Origin of the sequence: Desulfonema magnum (genome assembly GCF_017377395.1) — a bacterium.
GTDB lineage: Bacteria > Desulfobacterota > Desulfobacteria > Desulfobacterales > 4be13 > Desulfonema_C > Desulfonema_C magnum.
In genome coordinates this window covers 4,005,260-4,024,267 of the sequence record NZ_CP061800.1, presented here as the reverse complement: position 1 = coordinate 4,024,267, position 19,008 = coordinate 4,005,260, and the positions used below count along the sequence as shown (strand labels likewise).

Here is a 19,008-nt window from a genome sequence, read left to right as displayed (position 1 = left end):
TGCCTCTGCTGCTGTCTCTCAAAAAGTCCTGTCTGATTTATTTATCGCTTGCAGAACCTTCATCATGTTGAAAAGGGTTGGTCTGAATCGGGGGCAACTGATGCTTCTCAGTTGGGCTGGCTCCGCCGGTTCCGGGAGTGAATGAATCTTCCTCTGTCTCTTCCGTATTATTTGCAGCATTTTCCGCATTATTTGCAGCCTGTTCCGCATCTCCGAATGCATCATCCGCATCATCCGCTGCATCCGTTGCTTCTTTTTCGGTCAGCGCTTTTAATGCGATTTCCGCGTAGCCAGAAGCATTCTGGGCTGCTCTGGTAGAAATACTGGCATGAGCTTCGGCCGCGTTTGCTTCCACCTGTGCTAATTTTGCTCCCCTATCATCTCCTGAAGCCTGTCTCACGGCCACATTGGCGTTGGCCTTTGCTGCTGCTGCATAAGCCTTTGCCGCTGCTGACTGAGCCTTTGCCGCTGCTGCCTGGGCTTTTGCCACAATCAGCACTGCCTGTGCGCCTGCCTTTGTTGTGGCATTCGCAGCACGTTCCGCCAAAACAGAAGCATTTTCAGCCCTGACAAAAGCCTCTTCTGCCATACCTTCTGCTCTGCCTGCTGTATTCTGAATTTTTAACACCGAATCGGAATTTTTGGTTGATAATGCTTTTGCGATGATGGCATTTATCTTGGATGCTTCCCCATTGGCAGAGGCTGCAGCGCCATTGGCAACGGCCGCGGCCAATGCCGCCTGGACAGCTTCCGGTGTGTCAGCATTTGCTGCCGCTCTGGCCTGAGCAGCGGCGTTCTGAGCTGCGGCACTGGCTTTTTCAGCATGTCTTTTTGCCTTCTCCACTTCCCCCTTGGCAGCTTCCATCCCTTCTTCGTCATTGTCTGAAACCGTTATTTCTGCCACATTCACAGCCGCATTGGTTGCATTTGCATTGGCCTCCGCCGCGGAGCTGAATGCCATTGCCGCCTCAGCATAAGCCTGGCTGATCTCCGGTGTTGTCGCGCTCAATGCCGCGTCTGCCATCTGAACGGTCATTTGCGCTGATTCCGCAGCCCTGTCTGCTATGTCCATGATGTCATTTAGAAAACCCTGAGCTTTGGTTATCATATCTTCATCTTTCATCTGTTCCGCATCCGTCAGAACTGCCTGGGCAGACAGGATATCAGCAGCAGCCTGTGCGGATGCAGCTTCAGCCTTGGCTGCTGCTGCAAGCGCCATTTCCCTTATATCATTTTCATCTGTCTTTTTAATTCGGACAGTTGCGTCAGCAACGGCTCGTTTGGCAGCCCTCTGTCTTTGGACAGCTTTTTTTACCAATTTCTGAATATCAGAGTTCGCCCTTCCTGAGTCGGAGCGCAGATTTTCAGCATATTCATCCACATCAGGCGGATTCATATCAGACGGATTCTCATAATATCCTGATGCTTCAGCGTTTCCGCTGATAAGACCGAAATTCGATTCCCCTCTCTGATTTGTTTCAGCCACCCCGCTTGCCCCCCTGATAAGGGCGGTCATCGAAGGGGTTCTGAATTTTATCTGATTTCCTTTTTCCCGGGACTGAATATCAAACCATATTTTTCCAAGTAATACATCTATCTGAGTTGATTTAACCCGTTCTTTAAAAAACACGCCGGTTTTCTCTTTATGCTGACTGATACTGATATTTGAGTCCGTGTCCAGTTTCAAAACTTCCCCGTCAGCAAGACTGACTTCTGCTCTTCCCCTGTTTGTGACAACCTTGTCAGAACTGTATATGGGGTGAGGTGTTTTGCCAAGTCTGTCCCACTCCCCGTTCGTCCTTACAAATACCTCTCCGGTGAATGCTGTGATATTCCCTATCCTGACCTTTCCCAGATCAGAACTGGCAAAGACATGGAACGGCAGCACCATGATCATAATCAGAACAGATGTAAAAAATCTCTTTCTCATTTTTCAAATCTCCCTTTATCTCCTATTAAAAAAATTGGTAAGTTTTCCGCTGATCCCCTGAACTGATCTGTTTTTGTTTTTACTTTATTCATTTCATGGAAAAGAAAAAAAAGTCAATGGGGCAGAGGGAGTATTTCAGGGGGAAAAATAGCCCATCACAGAGGAGAACGCCTGGCTTTTTTTAATATAAAAGAAAAAATTTAATCAGTTAGTTATTGCTTTAGATAAAAACACTTTCAGCTCAGTGTTTTTCAAACCGGCTAATTATAACGGATTTAGGAGAGGGATCAACCTACTGAAATTATTATATCAGAGCATACCGTCCTCTCCGAATGCCAATTCGGGGAAAACTGACGCTATGCGCGGCTTATAAATACCACGAAGGCACAAAGGCGCGAAGTCTCACAAAGGCTCTTTCCGTGTCTTTTTGTGTCTTTGTGGCATTGTTTTCAAATCTTTACATTCTGTAAAAAAAGCTGACACCTGATCCTTTTAATAAGCTTTCCAAAATTTATTTTTTTTCAAAATTTATTAAATTTTTTAATAGGTTATTTGGTTTATTTTTTGATCCTATTTTTTTGGCACAAGGATTGCTTATTAGTTTCAAATGTTGAGTTACATCTGAACGCCCGGGGCAGTTATGATATTTGAAAAAAAAGGAGGTTCTGTAAAATTGCCATAAAAATAAGATGCTTAAAAATTAAATTTTTCATAGCAGTAATCATTTTTTTCATGCTCGTTAAAAAAAACTGTCCGGAAAGCAAAACCTGATTTAAATATGGGTATCCGGGCGATCTCATACGCCTCTGAGATCAGTTTTTTGGAACAGAATAAGAAAATTCCTCTTGTAACATGAGGAAAAAACTGATTTGTCAACCTAACCATAAAAAGGAGAAAAAATGTTTTTTAAAAGTAAAGGATTTCAACTCTGTATAGGGCTTGCCATTGGTATTATCGTTATGCTGTTGCCCCGACCGGAAGGAACAAAGTTTAAAATCACCGGTGACGAAACCCGAGCCTTATTTCAGACCGTTCAGGAACATTTTACCCTTATTCCTGCTGATAAAAAAGACAGCACCACATATATCGTTGAAACAAAAGCCCCGGGAAGTCCGGAAGGCAGACAGACATTTCTTGCAGAAAAAGCCGCTGATCTGAATATGAAAGACGTCCAAGTGGATTATGTGAACGGCCTTTCTCCGAGAGCCAAACGATTTCTTGCAATTTTAGCAGTTCTTATTTTTCTTTTTGTTGCTGAACCCATTCCCCTTGAGATCACAGCCATATGTATCGGCGTGTTCCTGGTCGTTATGGGAATTACCGATGTCAAAAACGCGTGGGCACCTTATATGCATCCGGTGGTTGTTTTCATCATGTGTTGTCTGATTTTTGCCATATCACTGGACAAAGTCGGTCTTACAAAACGTCTCGGATATTATATTATCAAAAAGGCGGGGACCAGCGTTACCCGGTTCACATTTATTATCGCCATGGGGCTGGGCATCTCTTCTTCTTTTATGCATGACGCGGCAGCCTGTGCCATCGGTATTGTCACCATGCTTCCGCTGATGCGTGCGGTAGGTATTGAGCCGCACACCAATACAGCAAAATTTATGATGCTTTCCCTTCCTTTTGCCTGTTCCTGCGGCGGCATGGGCACATTGGTCGGCGGAGGCCGCTGCATGGTTTCCGCTGCTTTTCTCAAAGAATTTACCGGCATAGAAATCTCCTTTTTAGACTGGATAAAATTCGCCATGCCCGCGGCTATTCTTACCGTACCTATTGCTGTTCTGATTGTTTATTTTGTCTATCGTCCCAATCCCAAATACAAACTGCCTGCATTTGATGAAGACCTCGGGCCGTGGACTGCTTTGGAAAAAAAGACACTTATCATTATTGCGCTGTGTTTCCTCCTGTGGCTGACCAAAGGCTTTCATGGTTTTCATTACTCTGTCACCGGAATGCTGGGAATTACGGCACTGGTACTCACCGGGGTCTTAAAATGGGATGATATTCATGAAAATCTTGAATGGGGAACAGCCCTGTTTATTTTTGGCGGCGGTATTTCCCTGGGACTGGCCATGGGCTACTCGGGGGCAGCCGATTATTTTGCCTATCTCTTTTTTCCGCTGGTTCAGGGCGGGGGATGGTTTCTGCTGTTTGTGGGTGTCGGCGTTTTTGGCGCACTGGTTACCAATGCCATGGCCAATGTGGCGGCCGCAGCATTGATATTGCCCATCGTTATTCCCATGGCCATACTGGAGGGCGTTGACCCCAGAGTCCTGTCGCTGTGTCTCGGAACCGCCACCTCCTTTGCCATGCTTCTGGTCATTGGCTGTCCGCCCAATGCCATTGCTTACAGTTACCGGTATTTTAAATCTTCTGACCTCACAAAGCTGGGGGTGATTGCAACACCGGTTTTATTGCTTGTTCTGATATTGGTGGCATCTACATGGTGGAAACTCTTAGGACTGGTTTAATATGGAAAACATACGCCTTCTTCTTGTGGATGATGAAGAGGATTTTCGGAATATCATTGCCAGACGCCTGAAAAAAAGAGGACTTTCCGCGGAACAGGCGGGAAACGGGGAAGAATGTCTGGCGATGCTTGAGAAAAATCAGGCAGATGTTGTCATACTGGATGTTAAAATGCCAGGTATGGACGGGCTTGAAGTTCTTCATCATATCAAAAAAAAGTATCAGAAAACAGAAGTCATACTTCTGACCGCCCATTCAAGCACGCCGGATGGCGTCGAAGGTATCAAAGCCGGAGCCTTTGATTATCTGACCAAGCCTGTGGAACTGGAACACCTGCTGGAAAAAATCAAGCAGGCTTATGAGAAGATCCAGCGGCTGGAAGATAAAGAAAAGGAGGCGGAATTCAGGGAAAAAATGGAGCAGCAGATGATCGTCACGGAAAGGCTTGCCTCTCTGGGGACCCTGGCAACCGGCGTGGCTCATGAAATCAACAATCCGCTGGCGATCATCAAAGAAGCAACCGGATGGATGGAACTTCTTCTGAAAAAAGAAGAACTCGCTGAAATGCCCCGAAAAGCAGATTTTGAAAAGGGGTTGGGAAAAATCGAAAAAAGCGTTGAAAGGGCCAGGAGAATTACACATCAGTTGCTGGATTTTGTCCAAAAACATGACTCCGCACTTTCTGAGATAAATTTGGAGGAACTGGTGGAAGAGTCGGTCCGGCTGATAAACAGGGAGGTCGTAAATAAGGATATTGAAATTGTCCGGAAAACAAAACCTTCCGCGGGAAATATCTGGACAGACCCTTACCGGCTGAGGCAGGTCTTGATTAATCTTTTAAACAATGCGATTCATGCGACCTCTCCCGGAGGAAAGATCACCATAAGCAGCAGTGTGTTGTCTCATTTTCAGGCTCCGGCCTGCCTTCGTTCCCAGGCTTCTCCGGCCAGAGAACAGAGGAAAAACAACAGCACCGAAGCTGTTGAACTCAGGGTGGAAGATACCGGGCAAGGTATTCCCAAAGAAAATCTGAAGAAAATATTCGAGCCTTTTTTCAGCACCAAAAGCCCCGGCAAAGGGACAGGACTCGGGTTGTTTGTCAGCCAGGGGATTATTAATAAGCTTGGCGGAAACATCGAAGTGGAGAGCGAGGTGGGGAAAGGCACTGTCTTTTGCATCACCCTGCCCCGGTATCATAAAACAGAAGAAGAACCTGAAAAAAACAGCCGGCCGGATTTTTGGAAAAAACTTGGTTTATAAAATTTTTTTATAATCCGTATGCAGAAGCGTGTTGACAACCCAAATTGATTTTGTAAAGGGAAACCGGATAAGAAGGGCATTTTTTTTCTTTTCTTATCCGGCTTCCTTGTAGTCATTGCAGTAACCTATGTGAATCTACGGCTCAGACCTGCCATGGTCGTTTTTTTAATTTTTTATAGTACAATGAAAAATTTATAATTTTTCCTAACACTTAACACTTAACACCTAACACTTTCATATAGTAATTTTTTATATCTATTGAAATAAAGGAGAAAACATGCCATGATTAAAATACCAACCAAAATATTGGTCGTTGATGATGAGAAAGATTTTGTGGAAATGCTTTCCCTGAGACTGAACGAAACCGGAGAAAAGGTCACGCCCGCATATAGCGGTAAGGAATGCCTTGACCTGCTCGAAAAAGATAATATTGATGTGGTGATCCTTGATATTAAGATGCCGGGCATGGATGGCATTGAAGTCCTGAAAGAGATAAAAAAGCGGTTTCCGCTGATCGAAGTCATCATGCTGACGGGACACGGGACCACGGAAACAGCAGTGGAGGGAATGAAACTCGGGGCCTTTGATTATCTTTTAAAACCGGCTGATTTTGATGATCTGTCAGAAAAACTGGAGGGTGCCAGAAAGAAAAAAGATGAACAGGAAGAACGTATCAGAAAAGCAGAAGCCAAACTCCTTTCAAGAAAAACCGGGGGAGTTTTCTGACATGACAGGGGGCGGTTTCAGATCGTTCCCTACAACGGAGGATCTGAATATTGAGCACCATTCTGATTATTGACGACGATGACCAGTTGCGGAAAAGTTTTCATAAGCTTCTGACCGAGGAGGGTTACAGCGTGGAGAGCGCAGCCTCCGGTGAATCCGGTCTGGATGTGATAGGAAAAAAAATACTGGATATGGTTATCTTGGATGTGCGTCTGCCAGGGATGAACGGTCTGGAGACTTTCCGGGCCATACATGAAATAGAACCAAAACTCCCTGTGATCATTATGACTGCTTACGGCACCACCGAAACAGCTATTGAGGCCACTAAGATGGGGGCTTTTGACTATATTCTCAAGCCCTTTGATATTCCTGATATGCTAATTGTCATCAAACAGGCCCTGGAGGCGGGTCGTTTTATGCGTTCACCAGTGGACATGGACGTCACTCCTGATAAAACAACATCTCATGAAGCGATTATTGGGCGAAGCAGCCCCATGCAGGATGTTTACAAGGCTATTGGCCGGGTAGCCTCCACGGATGCCACAGTACTCATCCGGGGAGACTCCGGCACAGGAAAAGAGCTGGTGGCCCGGGCTGTTTACCAGCACAGTCTCCGCGCGAACAATCCTTTTCTTGTGATCAATTGTGTGGCGATCCCTGACACTTTGTTGGAAAGTGAGCTGTTCGGTTATGAAAAAGGGGCTTTTACCGGGGCTGCCCATCGTCGCGTGGGAAAGATCGAACAGGCCCATGGCGGAACTATTTTTTTAGATGAAATCGGGGACATGCCCTTCAGCTTACAATCCAAGATGCTGAGACTGATCCAGGAAAAAAGTATTGAACGTCTCGGGGGGCGTGAAAATATTTCTGTGGATGTTCGTATTATTGCCGCGACCAACCGGAACCTTGAAGACGCGATTACAAACGGGCGGTTTCGTGAAGACCTTTATTATCGTCTCAAGGTTGTCACGATCTGGCTTCCCCCGCTTTGCCGACGTGCAGGAGATATTCCGCTTCTTACAGAGTATTTCCTTTCCCGTTATTCCGCGGAAGGGGGCATGGATAACCCCGGAATTACTGACAAGGCAAAAAAACTGCTTGCCGAGTATTCGTGGCCGGGCAATGTGAGAGAGCTTTCCAATGTTATTCAGAAAGCACTGATATTCAACCGGGGAGCTCCGCTTTCTCCGAATGATATTACCCAGGTCATCAGCGAGAACAGGCCCCGCGAGGGCACAGACGAAAATAATCTGGATCAGATATTGCATCAGATCATACAGCGGGAACTGATCACAAATCTGCGTAAAAATATGTTTGAGTCATGCATGGATCATTTTGCCTGCATCCTCATCAGCGAATCGCTGAAATTTACCGGAGGCAATCGTTCCCGCGCGGCAAAGCTTCTCGGCCTTTCCAGACCCACTCTGCATTCCAAAATTGAGAAATATCGGCTTAAATTGGAAACCTCTGTAAAAGAAGATCGGTCATAAGTTTTTTTGGGATGTCCTTTTCTGATTCTGACGGACTTTGCTGATCCTTTTGTATTCCGTTCCCTAAAGCACAGGGAAAGCAGATACTCGATAATCAAATTTTTTTGTCATTCCTGCGAAAGCAGGAATCCACAGCCTCAGAACCGCGGCATCGGCCGGAAACGGATTCCTGATTTCACAGGCTTCGGCGTGAGTTCAGTCGAACGGGATGACAGGCTGTCCGGCCGGATCGGATCAAAAAAACTTGATTATCGGGAAATAAGAAACGGTCATAAAAAAAAACGGTTTTTTACCCCTGTTTATGAAAATATTTTCAGTGAAAACAGATAAAAAACCCGGGTTTTCAGAAACTCAGTAGATCGAAAAGTTTCCGGACTGTGTGCGGCATGGCAAAGAAACCCGGGTTTTCAGAAACTATAATTCATACAGATGTTACGAAAGCGTCCTTATCATTCTTTCCATGTCTGCCTCTCCGTAATATTCCCCAAGATCAAGGCTTCCGTAATCAGGGGACGAATAAGCTGTTTTACCAAAAATACTCAGGCAGACAGTGTCTATGATAGTGATTTTTTCCAACATATCGGCCCTGCTTGTATATGGCGATCTCACCCCCTGAAGGATTAATGTTTCCATATTGGTTTTTTGCAACTGTTCTTCAAATTTTACCAGATTTTGAAGATGTTGAAAGCAAAATCTCTTTTTATCTGCCAGAGATTGGAAAATGTCCCTGTCATCCCGGAGCTCATCAAGGAACTCCAAAATAAAATTAAGTTGTCTGATAATATCATCGCTTTCAGCATCCGTGTTTTCAAAAAAACGACATAAAAAGAGCGTTTTGTTTTCAGTGGGGACAAATCGTGTATTTCTCAGCATTACCTTGAAACGTTGTCTGTATTTTTCAGATACATGGCGCTTTATGGCCTGAGCAAGCCTTTTATCCAGTTTTTTTGAAATATTCAGACGCGATATGAACTGTTCTGCAACCCAATCCGGCATTAAAATTTTCAAAACACCTCTGTTATCAGAAAAATAGAACATTGTTTCAGGTGGCTGAAGCAAGAGACAATTTATAACCCTGTCGTTGTCCTGCTTCTGAAAATCGTGGCGTTCCAGGATTTCTTCCAACTGAACCTGAACAGATTCATCCGGAAAAAAAATAAGTTCAAGCAAGGAATCTTTTTCACAGTCGGACGCATCATTGATAAGCGCCTCAAGCTCCTTTACAGAAGGATTTGAGAATGTGGAGTCAATGTAATGCAGCACATCATTGCTCAGATTCAAACCGTTTATGAGGATTTTTTCAATTTTTTTAGCGAGTAATACGCATTTTTCAGATGTTATTTGGGGCATGGCGGAAATATCCTTTGTTTCATATCTGTATGAAAATAAGATGACAAAAAATTCAGATTGTTATCTGATATTCTGTTGTCTTTCGGACTATCATTTTTGTTTGGCTGCTTAACTTGGCCTGATATGCCGCAGATTATTAACTTCTCGATGTTCAAGTTTTCTGACGCGGTTCGGACAAAAAGCCTGTCATTCCTGCGAAAGCAGGAATCCACTTTTGGGTGACGCCAGGGGGCCGGGATCAGTGGATTCCTGCTTTCGCAGGAATGACATAAAAAAACTTGAACATCGAGTAACTTGGAAGACAAAGTCTTACAGGCTCGGTCTTTTGCAGATAAGTACCTAACCATAAGTTTTTAATATCTGCCCGGGGAAGAAACCCGGCTTTTTTTTCCGGAATGATGCTTATCCGACAAAGGAAAAAGCCGGGTTTCTCTGCCGCTCGCAGAAAAAAAGATGTATAAAAAATTTTTGATCAGGTACTTATCACTCGATGTTCAAATTTTCTGACCCGGTTCGGGCAAAAAGCCCGTCATTCCTGCGAAAGCAGGAATCCATTTTTGGCCGGTGCTGCGCTTCCGGAGCAGTGGATTACTGCTTTCGCAGGAATGACAGAAAAAAACTTGATCATCGAGTATCAGCGATTTTAACAGGTTGCAGGCTGGGTACTTGTAAAAAATTCCGGATAAAGGTTTTATATCTGAAATATAAGAATGTTATCAGTAAAGTTGCACGGTGGCATGTCAATTTGGAATATCAGAATGATGAAAATGTATTTTCATAGTAAAAATTTGTAACTTCGGCATCAAATCTTTTTTTATTGCTAATCCGAACAGATAAACAGGCCGTATTCACACAAACGTGGCAGGCTCCACATTGAAATGCTTTGCCAGCAGTTTTATATGATTCAGATTCAGGGGACATTCTCCGTGCAATATTTCTGAAACCGCTGTCTCACTGCCGAATATGTCTGCCAAGTCTTGCGCTTTCAGATCATTCTGTTCCATGAGGAATTCCAGTACCCCGGTACCGGAAGCCCCGGTAATCGGAAAATGAGTATCTTCGTAATGTCCGATCAGTATGCTGAGAGTTTCCGCGTAGTCAGCGAGGGGGCCTTCGGTTTTGTCAAACACCACTTCCATGGATATGAGCGCCGCTTCGTACTCCTCCTGGTTTTTAATTGCTTTCAGCGGGTAAAGTTCCGGATGTCCGATTTTTTTCGCTACTGACATTTTTCATCCTCCCTCAGATTTAGTTTCTCATATGCTTTATGCGGTAAAATATATTTTATCCACAGCCTGTAAGCCGTAAAATTGACCCTCGCCACGAGCCGATATTTTCCTTCGCCGATGTTGAATATCAGACAATTCAGTACGATATCAGCCGAACCGAACGTCCGTTTCAGTTCGGCAAAGGAACCGAAGTTGTTTTTTCTGCACACTGTCCACCATCGTTTCAACGGTGCTTTGGCATCAGGATATTTTTCGGCGAATTCAATGAGTGTTTTTCTGGCGATAATGTGCATGGTATTTTCCTGGCTTTCTTTATGTCTTTTTTTGAACTGGGAGATCGGGTGAATTGGTGACAGTGTAAATCAGGCGGGGGCTTAAGCTGGCAGCTTCTCAAGACATTTAACTCCTTCACTCCTTGATATAGTAAGAAGTTGTATGGGATCATTACATAATCCTCTTCCCGGCATAAAATGTTCATAGTTAATCTGAACAGAAAGAAAAAATTTGACCAACTCAGCAGAGCCTCCCAAGGGTTTCCCATAAATTAGTCGTTCTGAGGCAAAATTGGAAAAACATAAATTAAAATCATAGTAGCTCGAAGATATTTTTTCAAGAATTAAATTCATCTGATATTTTGGCAGAGGCTTTACCCCGGGCTGTAACAAAGCACCTTTTCAGGGCTTTCCCTGAAATTTTTTGATCTGTCGAATTTGGTAACTATCGGAGGATGTTCAAATTGGGGACACGACCAGTTTGTGAAAGACCCTCCGAGGTTTTAAAAACCTCGGAGGTCTTCATTTCACTTGGAAAACTCCGGAATTCGCCACCTGGTATCAAATCCGAGTTCTGCCAGAATTTTAATTCCTTTTTCTATGTTCAGACCAGTTGTCTCCGCACTATGGGAATCATCACCGGGAATAACAGCAATGCCTAACTCCAAAGCCTGGAGAAGAATAGGTTCCGACACAAACGGTTCACTCGCACCTTTATATAAAGAGCGCATATTAAAATCCAGTATGAGATCAAATTCACTGATACATTTCAGATTCCGAAGAATTCGTTTCCAGATTTCAGGCTTTTTCAGACGGGAGCAATACTCCGGATCAAATAACCGGATAAGATCAAAATGGCCCACAACAGGAGGTCTTAACGCATTGATCATGTCATATTGCAAATCAAAATATTCACAGTACATGCCATCATGCCCCCCTGATGCAAGTGCAATCTGGTCATATTGTTCCTGCGACATATCAAACGGTATGTCACGAATGTGGTGTACGGAGCCGACAATATAATCCGGCTCAAATTTATTCACGAGCTTTTTTATAAAGTCTTTGTATCCGGTATATGTTTCTGTTTCAAAACCCACAAGAATTTTTATGGAAGATGAATATTTCTTCTGCAAGCTGCGGCAGGTTGAAATATATCTGGCAAACCGCTGATAAAGCTTTTCCGAGTCAAGACCCGCTTCTTTTTCATCAGGATATAAAAAACAATCATCAGGAGGGGGCATGTGTTCGGTGATGCCGACCCAGGCAAATCCTTTTTTAATGTAAGATGTTATGATATTTTCCAGCGAATCCTGGGCATGGTTACAAAATTCACCACTGTGACCTCCGTGAACAGAAACCAAATGAGGCTGATTCATGAATTCCACCTTTTCTGTGATTTTATCATCTCAAGCAGTCAACTGACACCTGACACATTTTGTCGGAAGAGATTTTCTGATTATAAGGGATTTAGGGGAGGGCCGACCCTGTAAGGGCGGTATGTTTGCAGCGGATTCGCAGACCCCCGCCAGGGCCGATGCTGCCGAGTCAGGAAGCTCCGGACGGATCCGGAGTGCAAAAATTGTATTTTTGCAATTGCGAAAAAACATTTTTCGCACTCCGGAGAGAACACCGGAAAATCTGTTCAGCCCCGGGCAGACGGCTTTGCCGGGCTCCCCTAAATCCGTTATAATCAGGAGATTTTTTTTGCAGGACGGGGTTTGCAACCCCTTCCGAAATATTTTCAGGCTCACCAGCATAAACATTTCATAAAGGGTTACAAACCCCGTCCGGCAAATAAACCCCGTCTGGCAAAGAACGCTTGTTATGCGCATCAGGAGCAATCTTTTACATATTTTCTGTATTCCCTCAGTAGGACATAAGCGTACTCTCTGTGGACACTTTTGGACGATGGGATATAGTTTTTTTTATCTTCCAGTCTTTTGATGATCTCTTCGGCGGTCTCATAAGTCGCGTTTCTGTTTTCAGCGTAAAACGCTGCCATTATATCGCCCAATCCCATAACAGAGACCTTTGTGTCATCAGGAAATTTTAACATATGCCGGCCAACTGCCGGCTGGGGGACCCCTCATCCGTCTTTTCATCCTTTTTCTTCACTATGTGAATGAATTTGTTTAACGGATATATTTTTCAGTTCAATTTGTGACATAATTTAACCCATCGCGGTTAATTAAATAGCATATCATTTAAGAAACAAGGTTCCAAATCATTTTAGCCGCGATTCCCAAAAGCACAACGCCGATAATCAGTTTGACTTGTTTCCGGTTCAGCTTGTCGGTCATCAGCCATGCCCCTGCAACCGCCCCTATGGCCGAACCTGCTGCTGTAAATCCCAGAAGCGGAAGACTCATATTTCCAAGAGAAGCATGTCCCAGAAAACCGGCAAATGACGAAAAAATGACGATAAAAGATGTGGTAGCAGAGGCCTTTTTCGGATCATATCCCAGCCAGACCAGCACCGGAACAATAAAATTTCCGCCGCCCACACCTAAAAGACCGCCCAGAAAACCGGCAAACCCGCCCACTGCCACGCCATAAACCATCTGTCCGGCTTTTTCTGCTTCTGCCTCTTTTTTCCGGGGTTCATAAAAAAGCATCATCCCGGCTGCAAACAGCAGGAATCCTACAAAAAGCCAGAGGAGCACTTCCCGGTCCAGCCCTTTGCTCACATAAGCCCCCAAAGGTGAAAGCACAGTTGCGACAATCAGAATGGGAACCGCGACTTTCCACATCACCAGCTTGTTTCTGACAAACCGGTATGAGGCAAATATCATGGCAATTGAATTCAGCAGCAGTGCGGTTGCCATTGCCACATGAACATCTATGCCCAGCCCGATGAATACCGGAATCAGAATAAATGCAGCGCCCACGCCTGCAATGGTCAGCAGCGTGGTAAAAACAAATGTGATGACACCGGCAACAGCAGGAATTATCATGAATGTTCTCCTTAGGTTATCAGCAAGATCGAAAAAGTGAAATTCCGCCTTATTCCCCGGCTCCGGCCTGGGAACGAAGGCGGTTACTTATGCTGATTATTATTCTCCGTGTTCAGAACACAGAATACAGACTCGGAAGTGAATGCTTTAAATTTATCGGTCATAACCGGAGCAGGGAATGCACATATGCTTATCTCCGACAACCCGCAAATAGGCTTTGGATACCATTTCTCCGCAACTTTCACAGGGCATCAGCCCCATGACTTCGCCGAAGTCTTCATAAGGATAGGAGACAACCTCGCCGACCGTCAGCACTTCGGATTCGGGAGCCTCCCAGAGCATATTGACCATTTCCCATGCTTCTTTCTGGGGAATCTGATCAGGCGAAATACCCGCAGCCCGTTTTTTCATAAAAGAGGATTCAGCAACCATTTTATGTCGTCCGGGTTTGTATGAGACCCGGACAGCCTGCTCTTTTTTCTTGTCAATCAGCGTAATTGCCAGCTTACCCCAGCCTGCTTTTTCAATATTGGCTTTGCCAAAGGTGCATCCGGTGGCACATTGGACACCGTCTGCAAAACACTGAGCGCCGTGATTGTCGCCGATTTCGACGATGCAATGCAGTTCCTCGGATATACCTGTCCGCTCAACACCAAGTTCACGAAGCGCGACAATGCCGATGCGAGCGCCAATAGCGCTTGCCCAGCAGATATGTCCGTGAAATTTCAATGTTTCTTCCAAAATTTGTCTTGATTCCATTCTTAATCTCCTTATTATTATTGTTTTTTTAGCCTCTTCTTCCAAAATCAACAGATAAAAATTCGGATACTTTCTCGTTTCACGTTCCCGCGCAGAGCGTGGGAACGCCTTTGGGACGCTTCGCGTCCTGAATGTCGGTGTTACAAACATGCTGATGCAAAAGGCTTGTCCTCTTTGCTGTTAAAATAATTTACCCGAAAGCCCTCTTTCCTGAATATAACAAGTCCGGTATGCTTCCGGTATTTAACTGCTTGGAAACACTCGGCTGTGCCAGTTTCAAGCCTGCCTGTATTTCACATACGAACAGTTCACGATACTGCAATTATTTTGCAATTAACCATATATATTCTTTTTGGGAAATATAGAATCATCCTTATCAGATGTCAAGTATTTTTATACAATAAAAAAACTTATGGTATGATAAACTTATATTCATAAGGTTTTTATCAGAAAAAGCTTTCATTACCTTGATAATTTTTTCACCGATGAGTTATTTTATATTCCTGTTAAGAAATATAGTGATCATCTTTATCAGATGTCGGACGTTTTTATTCAATAAAAATATAGGAGCAGATAAAGTCATACAATGATTCGGACAGTTTTCTGAGTACTGACGCATAAATAATTATTGACTTTCATTTAATATTTCAATAGAAAATTTAAACAAAAACTATCAGAATCAAATATCGTTCAGCGGCTCCGACAGAGCCACAAAGGAAACCTCGTTAGAATCGGGGACGGACCCGCCGCTGTAATCGGGAACGAACACCGCAAAATGCCACTGCCCCTAGATTATGAATCAGGAATTATGATTTCTCGCCGGGCGGGAAGGCGCGGCCAGTAGGATGATCCGAGAGTCAGAAAACCTGTCTGAACGAACGGCTTCTCCTTCGAGGACTGAGGCAGCCGTAAGATCTCGAGGATAAAAAGGGAACATTCCCGGATCGGATTTATTTCGGTCCGGGGATTTTTTTTTCTTATGAAAGTTTCAGGAAAAATTTTATTTACTCCTTGTTATTCCAATAGAATGACCGTTTAAGGAAAATGACATTATGAACCCTTCCATTGTTATGACTGCTTTTGGCACAACGACAAAGGCTCTGGAAACCTATTCTTTTATTGATGAAATATGTAAAAGACGTTTTCCCGACCATGAAATCCTGTGGGCTTATTCATCCAGAATGGTAAAAGACCGCATGAAAAAAACACAGAATATTGAAATAAAACATCCGCATCAGGTGCTTTCTGAATTAAAGGAAAAAGGGCATTCATGGGCAGTGGTTCAGTCCATGCATCTGACATGCGGCCACGAGTTTTATCGTCTGATTGAAGAGGTCAAAGAATGTGAAATCAGAACATCCGTTGGCCTTCCGCTATTATCTTATCCTAAAGATTATCAGTCAGTTGCTAAAGCATTCAATCCTGCCTTTTCCAAGATAGAAAATGAAGCGGTAATTATGATAGGGCATGGCACTGATCATCCGGGCTGGTCCTCTTATCTTGCACTTCAATATATATTTCGTGAAAAATTCGGCCCTGAAATATATGTCGGTCTGGTTGAAGAAGGATACCCCTCAAGGGAAATGATTGTTGAAGATGTAAAGAAATCAGGATTTAAAAGCGTAAGGCTGATTCCGTTTATGTTGGTCGCGGGCGTGCATTTTCAGGAAGATCTCATGGGAGAGGAAGATTCCTGGAAAGAGGCTTTTGAGGAAAAAGGAATTTCAGTGTCAGCAGAAACAGGCGGTCTCGGCTTTATCCCTGATATTGTCGAAATTTTTTGCAAACATATTCAGGACGCGCTGGATGTGATTCCGGGGCAAGGGGTTTGAGGCAAGGGGCTTGAGGCAAGGGGTTTGAGGTGAGGGGCTTGAGGCAAGGGGGTTGAGGTGAGGGGCGTGAGGTGTGAGGCTGTGGGGTTTGCGGCCCCCAGGCCTCTCGCCTCTCGCCCCTTGCCCCCAGAAAAGGAGGTTGATATTAAAGGACTGGTCATCGCCGGCACAAAGAGCGGGTGCGGCAAAACAACGGTTACATTGGGCTTGTTGGCGTCATTGGCAAGGCGGGGCATTCATGTTGCTCCGTTCAAGGTGGGGCCGGACTTTATTGATCCGGGTCATCACACTGCGATAACCCGCGCGGTAAGCAGAAATCTGGACGGCTGGATGCTTTCAAAGGCTTATAATCTGGAATGTTTCAGGAAAAATGCTGAAAATGCGGATGTTGCTGTCATTGAGGGGGTCATGGGGCTTTTTGACGGGTATGACGGAAAAACCGAAGCTGGCTCCACTGCTCAGATGGCAAAATGGCTGGGGCTTCCTGTTATTCTGGTTGTTGATGCAAAAAGCATGGCCCGCAGTGCGGCCGCACTTGTACAGGGATTTGAACGGTTTGACAAGGATCTGAGATTTGCCGGTGTTCTGTTTAACAATGTGGGAAGCGAGGGGCATCTCAGATATCTGAAAGACGCGCTGGAACATAATGTGAACATGCCGTGTCTGGGCGGAGTTGTCCATGAAAAAGAAATTGCGATCCCTGAAAGACATCTCGGCCTTGTGACGCGAAACGATCATTTTTTATCAGATGAAGCCGTGAGCATGCTTGCTGACACAATTGATAAAGCCACAGATATTGATACGCTGCTGGATAGTCTCCCTGAAATATCTGCCCAGGACGATTTGTCCTCTCCGCATGTCCCAAATAAAACGCCGCTTGTGAGAATCGGGGTGGCTGTGGACAATGCGTTCTGCTTTTATTATCAGGACAACTTTGATATTCTTAAAGCCTGCGGCGCGGAACTTGTATATTTTTCACCGATGAAAGACAATGACCTGCCGGAAAACCTGGATGGCATTTATTTTGGCGGCGGTTATCCCGAACTTTTTGCCAGGCAGCTTGCAGACAATGTGAATCTGCGGAACCAGATCAGGGAAAAAAGCATTGACGGAATGCCGATTTATGGTGAATGCGGCGGATTTATGTACCTTTGCAGGGAGATCAGCGATACTGAGGGCAATACCTATCCCATGACAAACTGTTTTCCTTTTGCCACCCGCATGTTTCCCCGTTTAAAAGCACTCGGATATCGTGAAATCGCGATGGCAAAAGATACGATCATCGGAAAACGCGGCCAGACCGTTCGGGGGCATGAGTTTCACTATTCGGAAATGACAGGATTTTCCCAAAAGATTGAAACTGTTTACAGCGTATCTGCCAGAGCCGGAATAAAAAAGAACGATGAGGGGTATCAGATTGCCAACACTCTGGGGAGTTACATTCATCTTCATTTTGGAAGCCAGCCCGATGCAGCCAGACATTTTATGGAAGCATGTCTTCAATATAAAAATACGGAAATAACAAATTCCAAATGATAATTTCCAAATAAATTCCAAATTCCAAACAGATTCCGAATCTGCTGTCTGCTTCTGTTTTCCGAAAGAAAAGACATGCATTTCAGGATTGGAATACTAACACCTGACACCTAACACCTAACACTTAACACTTAACACCTAATCACTTAATTAAGGATAAAATTTTCCATGAAACCAGATGAAATAGAAGCATTGAGTTTTAAAATCATAGATGAAGAAGCAGGGGAACACCGTTTTTCTCCTCATGAATGGAATATTGTGCGGCGGATGATTCACACATCCGCTGATTTTGAATATATGGATACGGTCCGGTTTCACCCCAAAGCGATTGAGGCAGGTCTGAAGGCGATTCGTTCAGGCAAAGCTATTATCACAGATACGGAAATGGCGAGGGTCGGCATCCGAAAAAAAGAACTGGAGTATTTCAAATCAAGTGTCACATGCTTTATTCATGCCCCGAGTATCGTAAAAAGTGCGGGAGCGTCCGGAATGACTCGGGCACAGGCTGCCGTGGATGCTGCCATTCCCTTTATGGAAAACGGGATTTATGTGGTGGGAAACGCACCGACCGCCCTGCTCCGTCTCCTTGAACTGGTAAAAGAGGGAAAAGCCCGGCCCGCACTTATCATCGGGCTTCCTGTAGGATTTGTAAATGCTGCGGAATCAAAAGCCGCACTCATAGAAACTGACTACCCGCATATCTCAAATATAGGCAGAAAAGGCGGCTCAAACCTTGCCGCAGGCGTGGTAAATGCCCTCTTAAAAATGGCAACTCAAAAATAATCACCAGATCGAACACCTCTGATTAATTCGAAAAGGTTCGTAGTTCCGCCTTTAGGCGGTGCCGTGAAATCAGGGAGACCGTCCGGCAGGGACAGACCGCCTAAAGGCGGAACTACAAACTTTTCTGATCCACTGATAATGGATAACAAAAGGAGGCTCAAACCTTGCCGCAGGTGTGGTAAACGCCCTCTTAAAAATGGCAACTCAAAAATAATCACCAGATCGAACACCTCTGATTAATTCGAAAAGGTTCGTAGTTCCGCCTTTAGGCGGTGCCGTGAAATCAGGGAGACCGTCCGGCAGGGACAGACCGCCTAAAGGCGGAACTACAAACTTTTCTGATTTGCAGGGACAGACCGCCTAAAGGCGGAACTACAAACTTCTTGATTTGCCGGAACAGACCGCCTAA

15 protein-coding genes and 1 riboswitch are annotated in these 19,008 nt (G+C 44.7%); of the genes, 7 read left to right on the top strand and 8 right to left on the bottom strand.

Annotated features, from left to right (window positions below):
* Positions 1-37: 37 nt before the first annotated feature.
* Positions 38-1,930: a FecR domain-containing protein gene (locus tag dnm_RS15610; protein WP_207677847.1), complete on the bottom strand. Its 1,893-nt coding sequence runs from the start codon at positions 1,928-1,930 to the stop codon at positions 38-40.
* An 899-nt stretch (positions 1,931-2,829) separates the two neighbouring features.
* On the opposite strand from dnm_RS15610, the gene dnm_RS15605 reads away from it, so the two are divergent.
* The 4 genes from dnm_RS15605 (at position 2,830) to dnm_RS15590 (ending at position 7,884) form a co-directional block, all read left to right on the top strand.
* Positions 2,830-4,410, top strand: coding sequence for an SLC13 family permease (locus tag dnm_RS15605; RefSeq protein WP_207677846.1), 1,581 nt, complete (start codon positions 2,830-2,832; stop codon positions 4,408-4,410).
* 1 nt (position 4,411) lies between these two features.
* Positions 4,412-5,668, top strand: a complete 1,257-nt coding sequence (locus tag dnm_RS15600) for a sensor histidine kinase (RefSeq protein ID WP_207677845.1) — start codon at positions 4,412-4,414, stop codon at positions 5,666-5,668.
* 282 nt (positions 5,669-5,950) lie between these two features.
* Complete coding sequence (locus dnm_RS15595) at positions 5,951-6,394, top strand: sigma-54-dependent transcriptional regulator (RefSeq protein WP_207677844.1); 444 nt, start codon at positions 5,951-5,953, stop codon at positions 6,392-6,394.
* Between the two features lie 50 nt (positions 6,395-6,444).
* Complete coding sequence (locus dnm_RS15590) at positions 6,445-7,884, top strand: sigma-54-dependent transcriptional regulator (RefSeq protein WP_207677843.1); 1,440 nt, start codon at positions 6,445-6,447, stop codon at positions 7,882-7,884.
* Positions 7,885-8,316: 432 nt separating this feature from the next.
* Here the strand turns inward: dnm_RS15590 and dnm_RS15585 are convergent, their stop codons facing one another.
* The 7 genes from dnm_RS15585 to dnm_RS15555 form a co-directional block, all read right to left on the bottom strand.
* Entirely contained in the window at positions 8,317-9,234 is a 918-nt protein-coding gene (locus dnm_RS15585; RefSeq protein WP_207677842.1) for a hypothetical protein, read from the bottom strand.
* Between the two features lie 848 nt (positions 9,235-10,082).
* Positions 10,083-10,463 carry a helix-turn-helix domain-containing protein gene (locus dnm_RS15580; protein WP_207683548.1) on the bottom strand — a complete coding sequence of 127 codons (381 nt, stop codon included), beginning with the start codon at positions 10,461-10,463 and terminating at the stop codon, positions 10,083-10,085.
* Positions 10,454-10,756 carry a type II toxin-antitoxin system HigB family toxin gene (locus tag dnm_RS15575; protein ID WP_207683547.1) on the bottom strand — a complete coding sequence of 101 codons (303 nt, stop codon included), beginning with the start codon at positions 10,754-10,756 and terminating at the stop codon, positions 10,454-10,456. The genes dnm_RS15580 and dnm_RS15575 overlap by 10 nt, the downstream gene beginning before the upstream one ends.
* Positions 10,757-11,262: 506 nt before the next feature.
* Positions 11,263-12,111, bottom strand: coding sequence for a histidinol-phosphatase (locus tag dnm_RS15570; protein ID WP_207683546.1), 849 nt, complete (start codon positions 12,109-12,111; stop codon positions 11,263-11,265).
* A 455-nt stretch (positions 12,112-12,566) separates the two neighbouring features.
* Entirely contained in the window at positions 12,567-12,791 is a 225-nt protein-coding gene (locus tag dnm_RS15565; RefSeq protein ID WP_207683545.1) for a hypothetical protein, read from the bottom strand.
* A 148-nt stretch (positions 12,792-12,939) separates the two neighbouring features.
* Positions 12,940-13,689, bottom strand: a complete 750-nt coding sequence (locus tag dnm_RS15560) for a sulfite exporter TauE/SafE family protein (protein ID WP_207683544.1) — start codon at positions 13,687-13,689, stop codon at positions 12,940-12,942.
* A 153-nt stretch (positions 13,690-13,842) separates the two neighbouring features.
* Positions 13,843-14,448 (bottom strand): FmdE family protein, encoded by a 606-nt coding sequence (locus tag dnm_RS15555; protein ID WP_207683543.1) that lies wholly within the window; start codon positions 14,446-14,448, stop codon positions 13,843-13,845.
* A 675-nt stretch (positions 14,449-15,123) separates the two neighbouring features.
* A riboswitch (cobalamin riboswitch) is annotated at positions 15,124-15,336 on the top strand.
* A gap of 164 nt (positions 15,337-15,500) precedes the next feature.
* Between dnm_RS15555 and dnm_RS15550 the strand changes: the two genes are divergently transcribed.
* The 3 genes from dnm_RS15550 (at position 15,501) to dnm_RS15540 (ending at position 18,599) form a co-directional block, all read left to right on the top strand.
* Complete coding sequence (locus dnm_RS15550) at positions 15,501-16,280, top strand: sirohydrochlorin cobaltochelatase (RefSeq protein ID WP_207683542.1); 780 nt, start codon at positions 15,501-15,503, stop codon at positions 16,278-16,280.
* Between the two features lie 66 nt (positions 16,281-16,346).
* Positions 16,347-17,816, top strand: a complete 1,470-nt coding sequence (locus tag dnm_RS15545; protein WP_337833607.1) for a cobyrinic acid a,c-diamide synthase CobB — start codon at positions 16,347-16,349, stop codon at positions 17,814-17,816.
* Positions 17,817-17,984: 168 nt separating this feature from the next.
* The gene (locus dnm_RS15540; protein ID WP_207683541.1) at positions 17,985-18,599 is read left to right on the top strand and encodes a precorrin-8X methylmutase; all 615 of its coding nucleotides are present in this window, start codon (positions 17,985-17,987) and stop codon (positions 18,597-18,599) included.
* The last annotated feature ends 409 nt before the right edge of the window (positions 18,600-19,008 follow it).

What these genes read in the sequence shown, in the direction of transcription:
- dnm_RS15610 (WP_207677847.1), bottom strand. Translation starts at nt 1,930, where the DNA reads ATGAGAAAGAGATTTTTTACATCTGTTCTGATTATGATCATGGTGCTG.
- dnm_RS15605 (WP_207677846.1), top strand. Translation starts at nt 2,830, where the DNA reads ATGTTTTTTAAAAGTAAAGGATTTCAACTCTGTATAGGGCTTGCCATT.
- dnm_RS15600 (WP_207677845.1), top strand. Translation starts at nt 4,412, where the DNA reads ATGGAAAACATACGCCTTCTTCTTGTGGATGATGAAGAGGATTTTCGG.
- dnm_RS15595 (WP_207677844.1), top strand. Translation starts at nt 5,951, where the DNA reads ATGATTAAAATACCAACCAAAATATTGGTCGTTGATGATGAGAAAGAT.
- dnm_RS15585 (WP_207677842.1), bottom strand. Translation starts at nt 9,234, where the DNA reads ATGCCCCAAATAACATCTGAAAAATGCGTATTACTCGCTAAAAAAATT.
- dnm_RS15580 (WP_207683548.1), bottom strand. Translation starts at nt 10,463, where the DNA reads ATGTCAGTAGCGAAAAAAATCGGACATCCGGAACTTTACCCGCTGAAA.
- dnm_RS15575 (WP_207683547.1), bottom strand. Translation starts at nt 10,756, where the DNA reads ATGCACATTATCGCCAGAAAAACACTCATTGAATTCGCCGAAAAATAT.
- dnm_RS15570 (WP_207683546.1), bottom strand. Translation starts at nt 12,111, where the DNA reads ATGAATCAGCCTCATTTGGTTTCTGTTCACGGAGGTCACAGTGGTGAA.
- dnm_RS15565 (WP_207683545.1), bottom strand. Translation starts at nt 12,791, where the DNA reads ATGTTAAAATTTCCTGATGACACAAAGGTCTCTGTTATGGGATTGGGC.
- dnm_RS15560 (WP_207683544.1), bottom strand. Translation starts at nt 13,689, where the DNA reads ATGATAATTCCTGCTGTTGCCGGTGTCATCACATTTGTTTTTACCACG.
- dnm_RS15555 (WP_207683543.1), bottom strand. Translation starts at nt 14,448, where the DNA reads ATGGAATCAAGACAAATTTTGGAAGAAACATTGAAATTTCACGGACAT.
- dnm_RS15550 (WP_207683542.1), top strand. Translation starts at nt 15,501, where the DNA reads ATGAACCCTTCCATTGTTATGACTGCTTTTGGCACAACGACAAAGGCT.
- dnm_RS15540 (WP_207683541.1), top strand. Translation starts at nt 17,985, where the DNA reads ATGAAACCAGATGAAATAGAAGCATTGAGTTTTAAAATCATAGATGAA.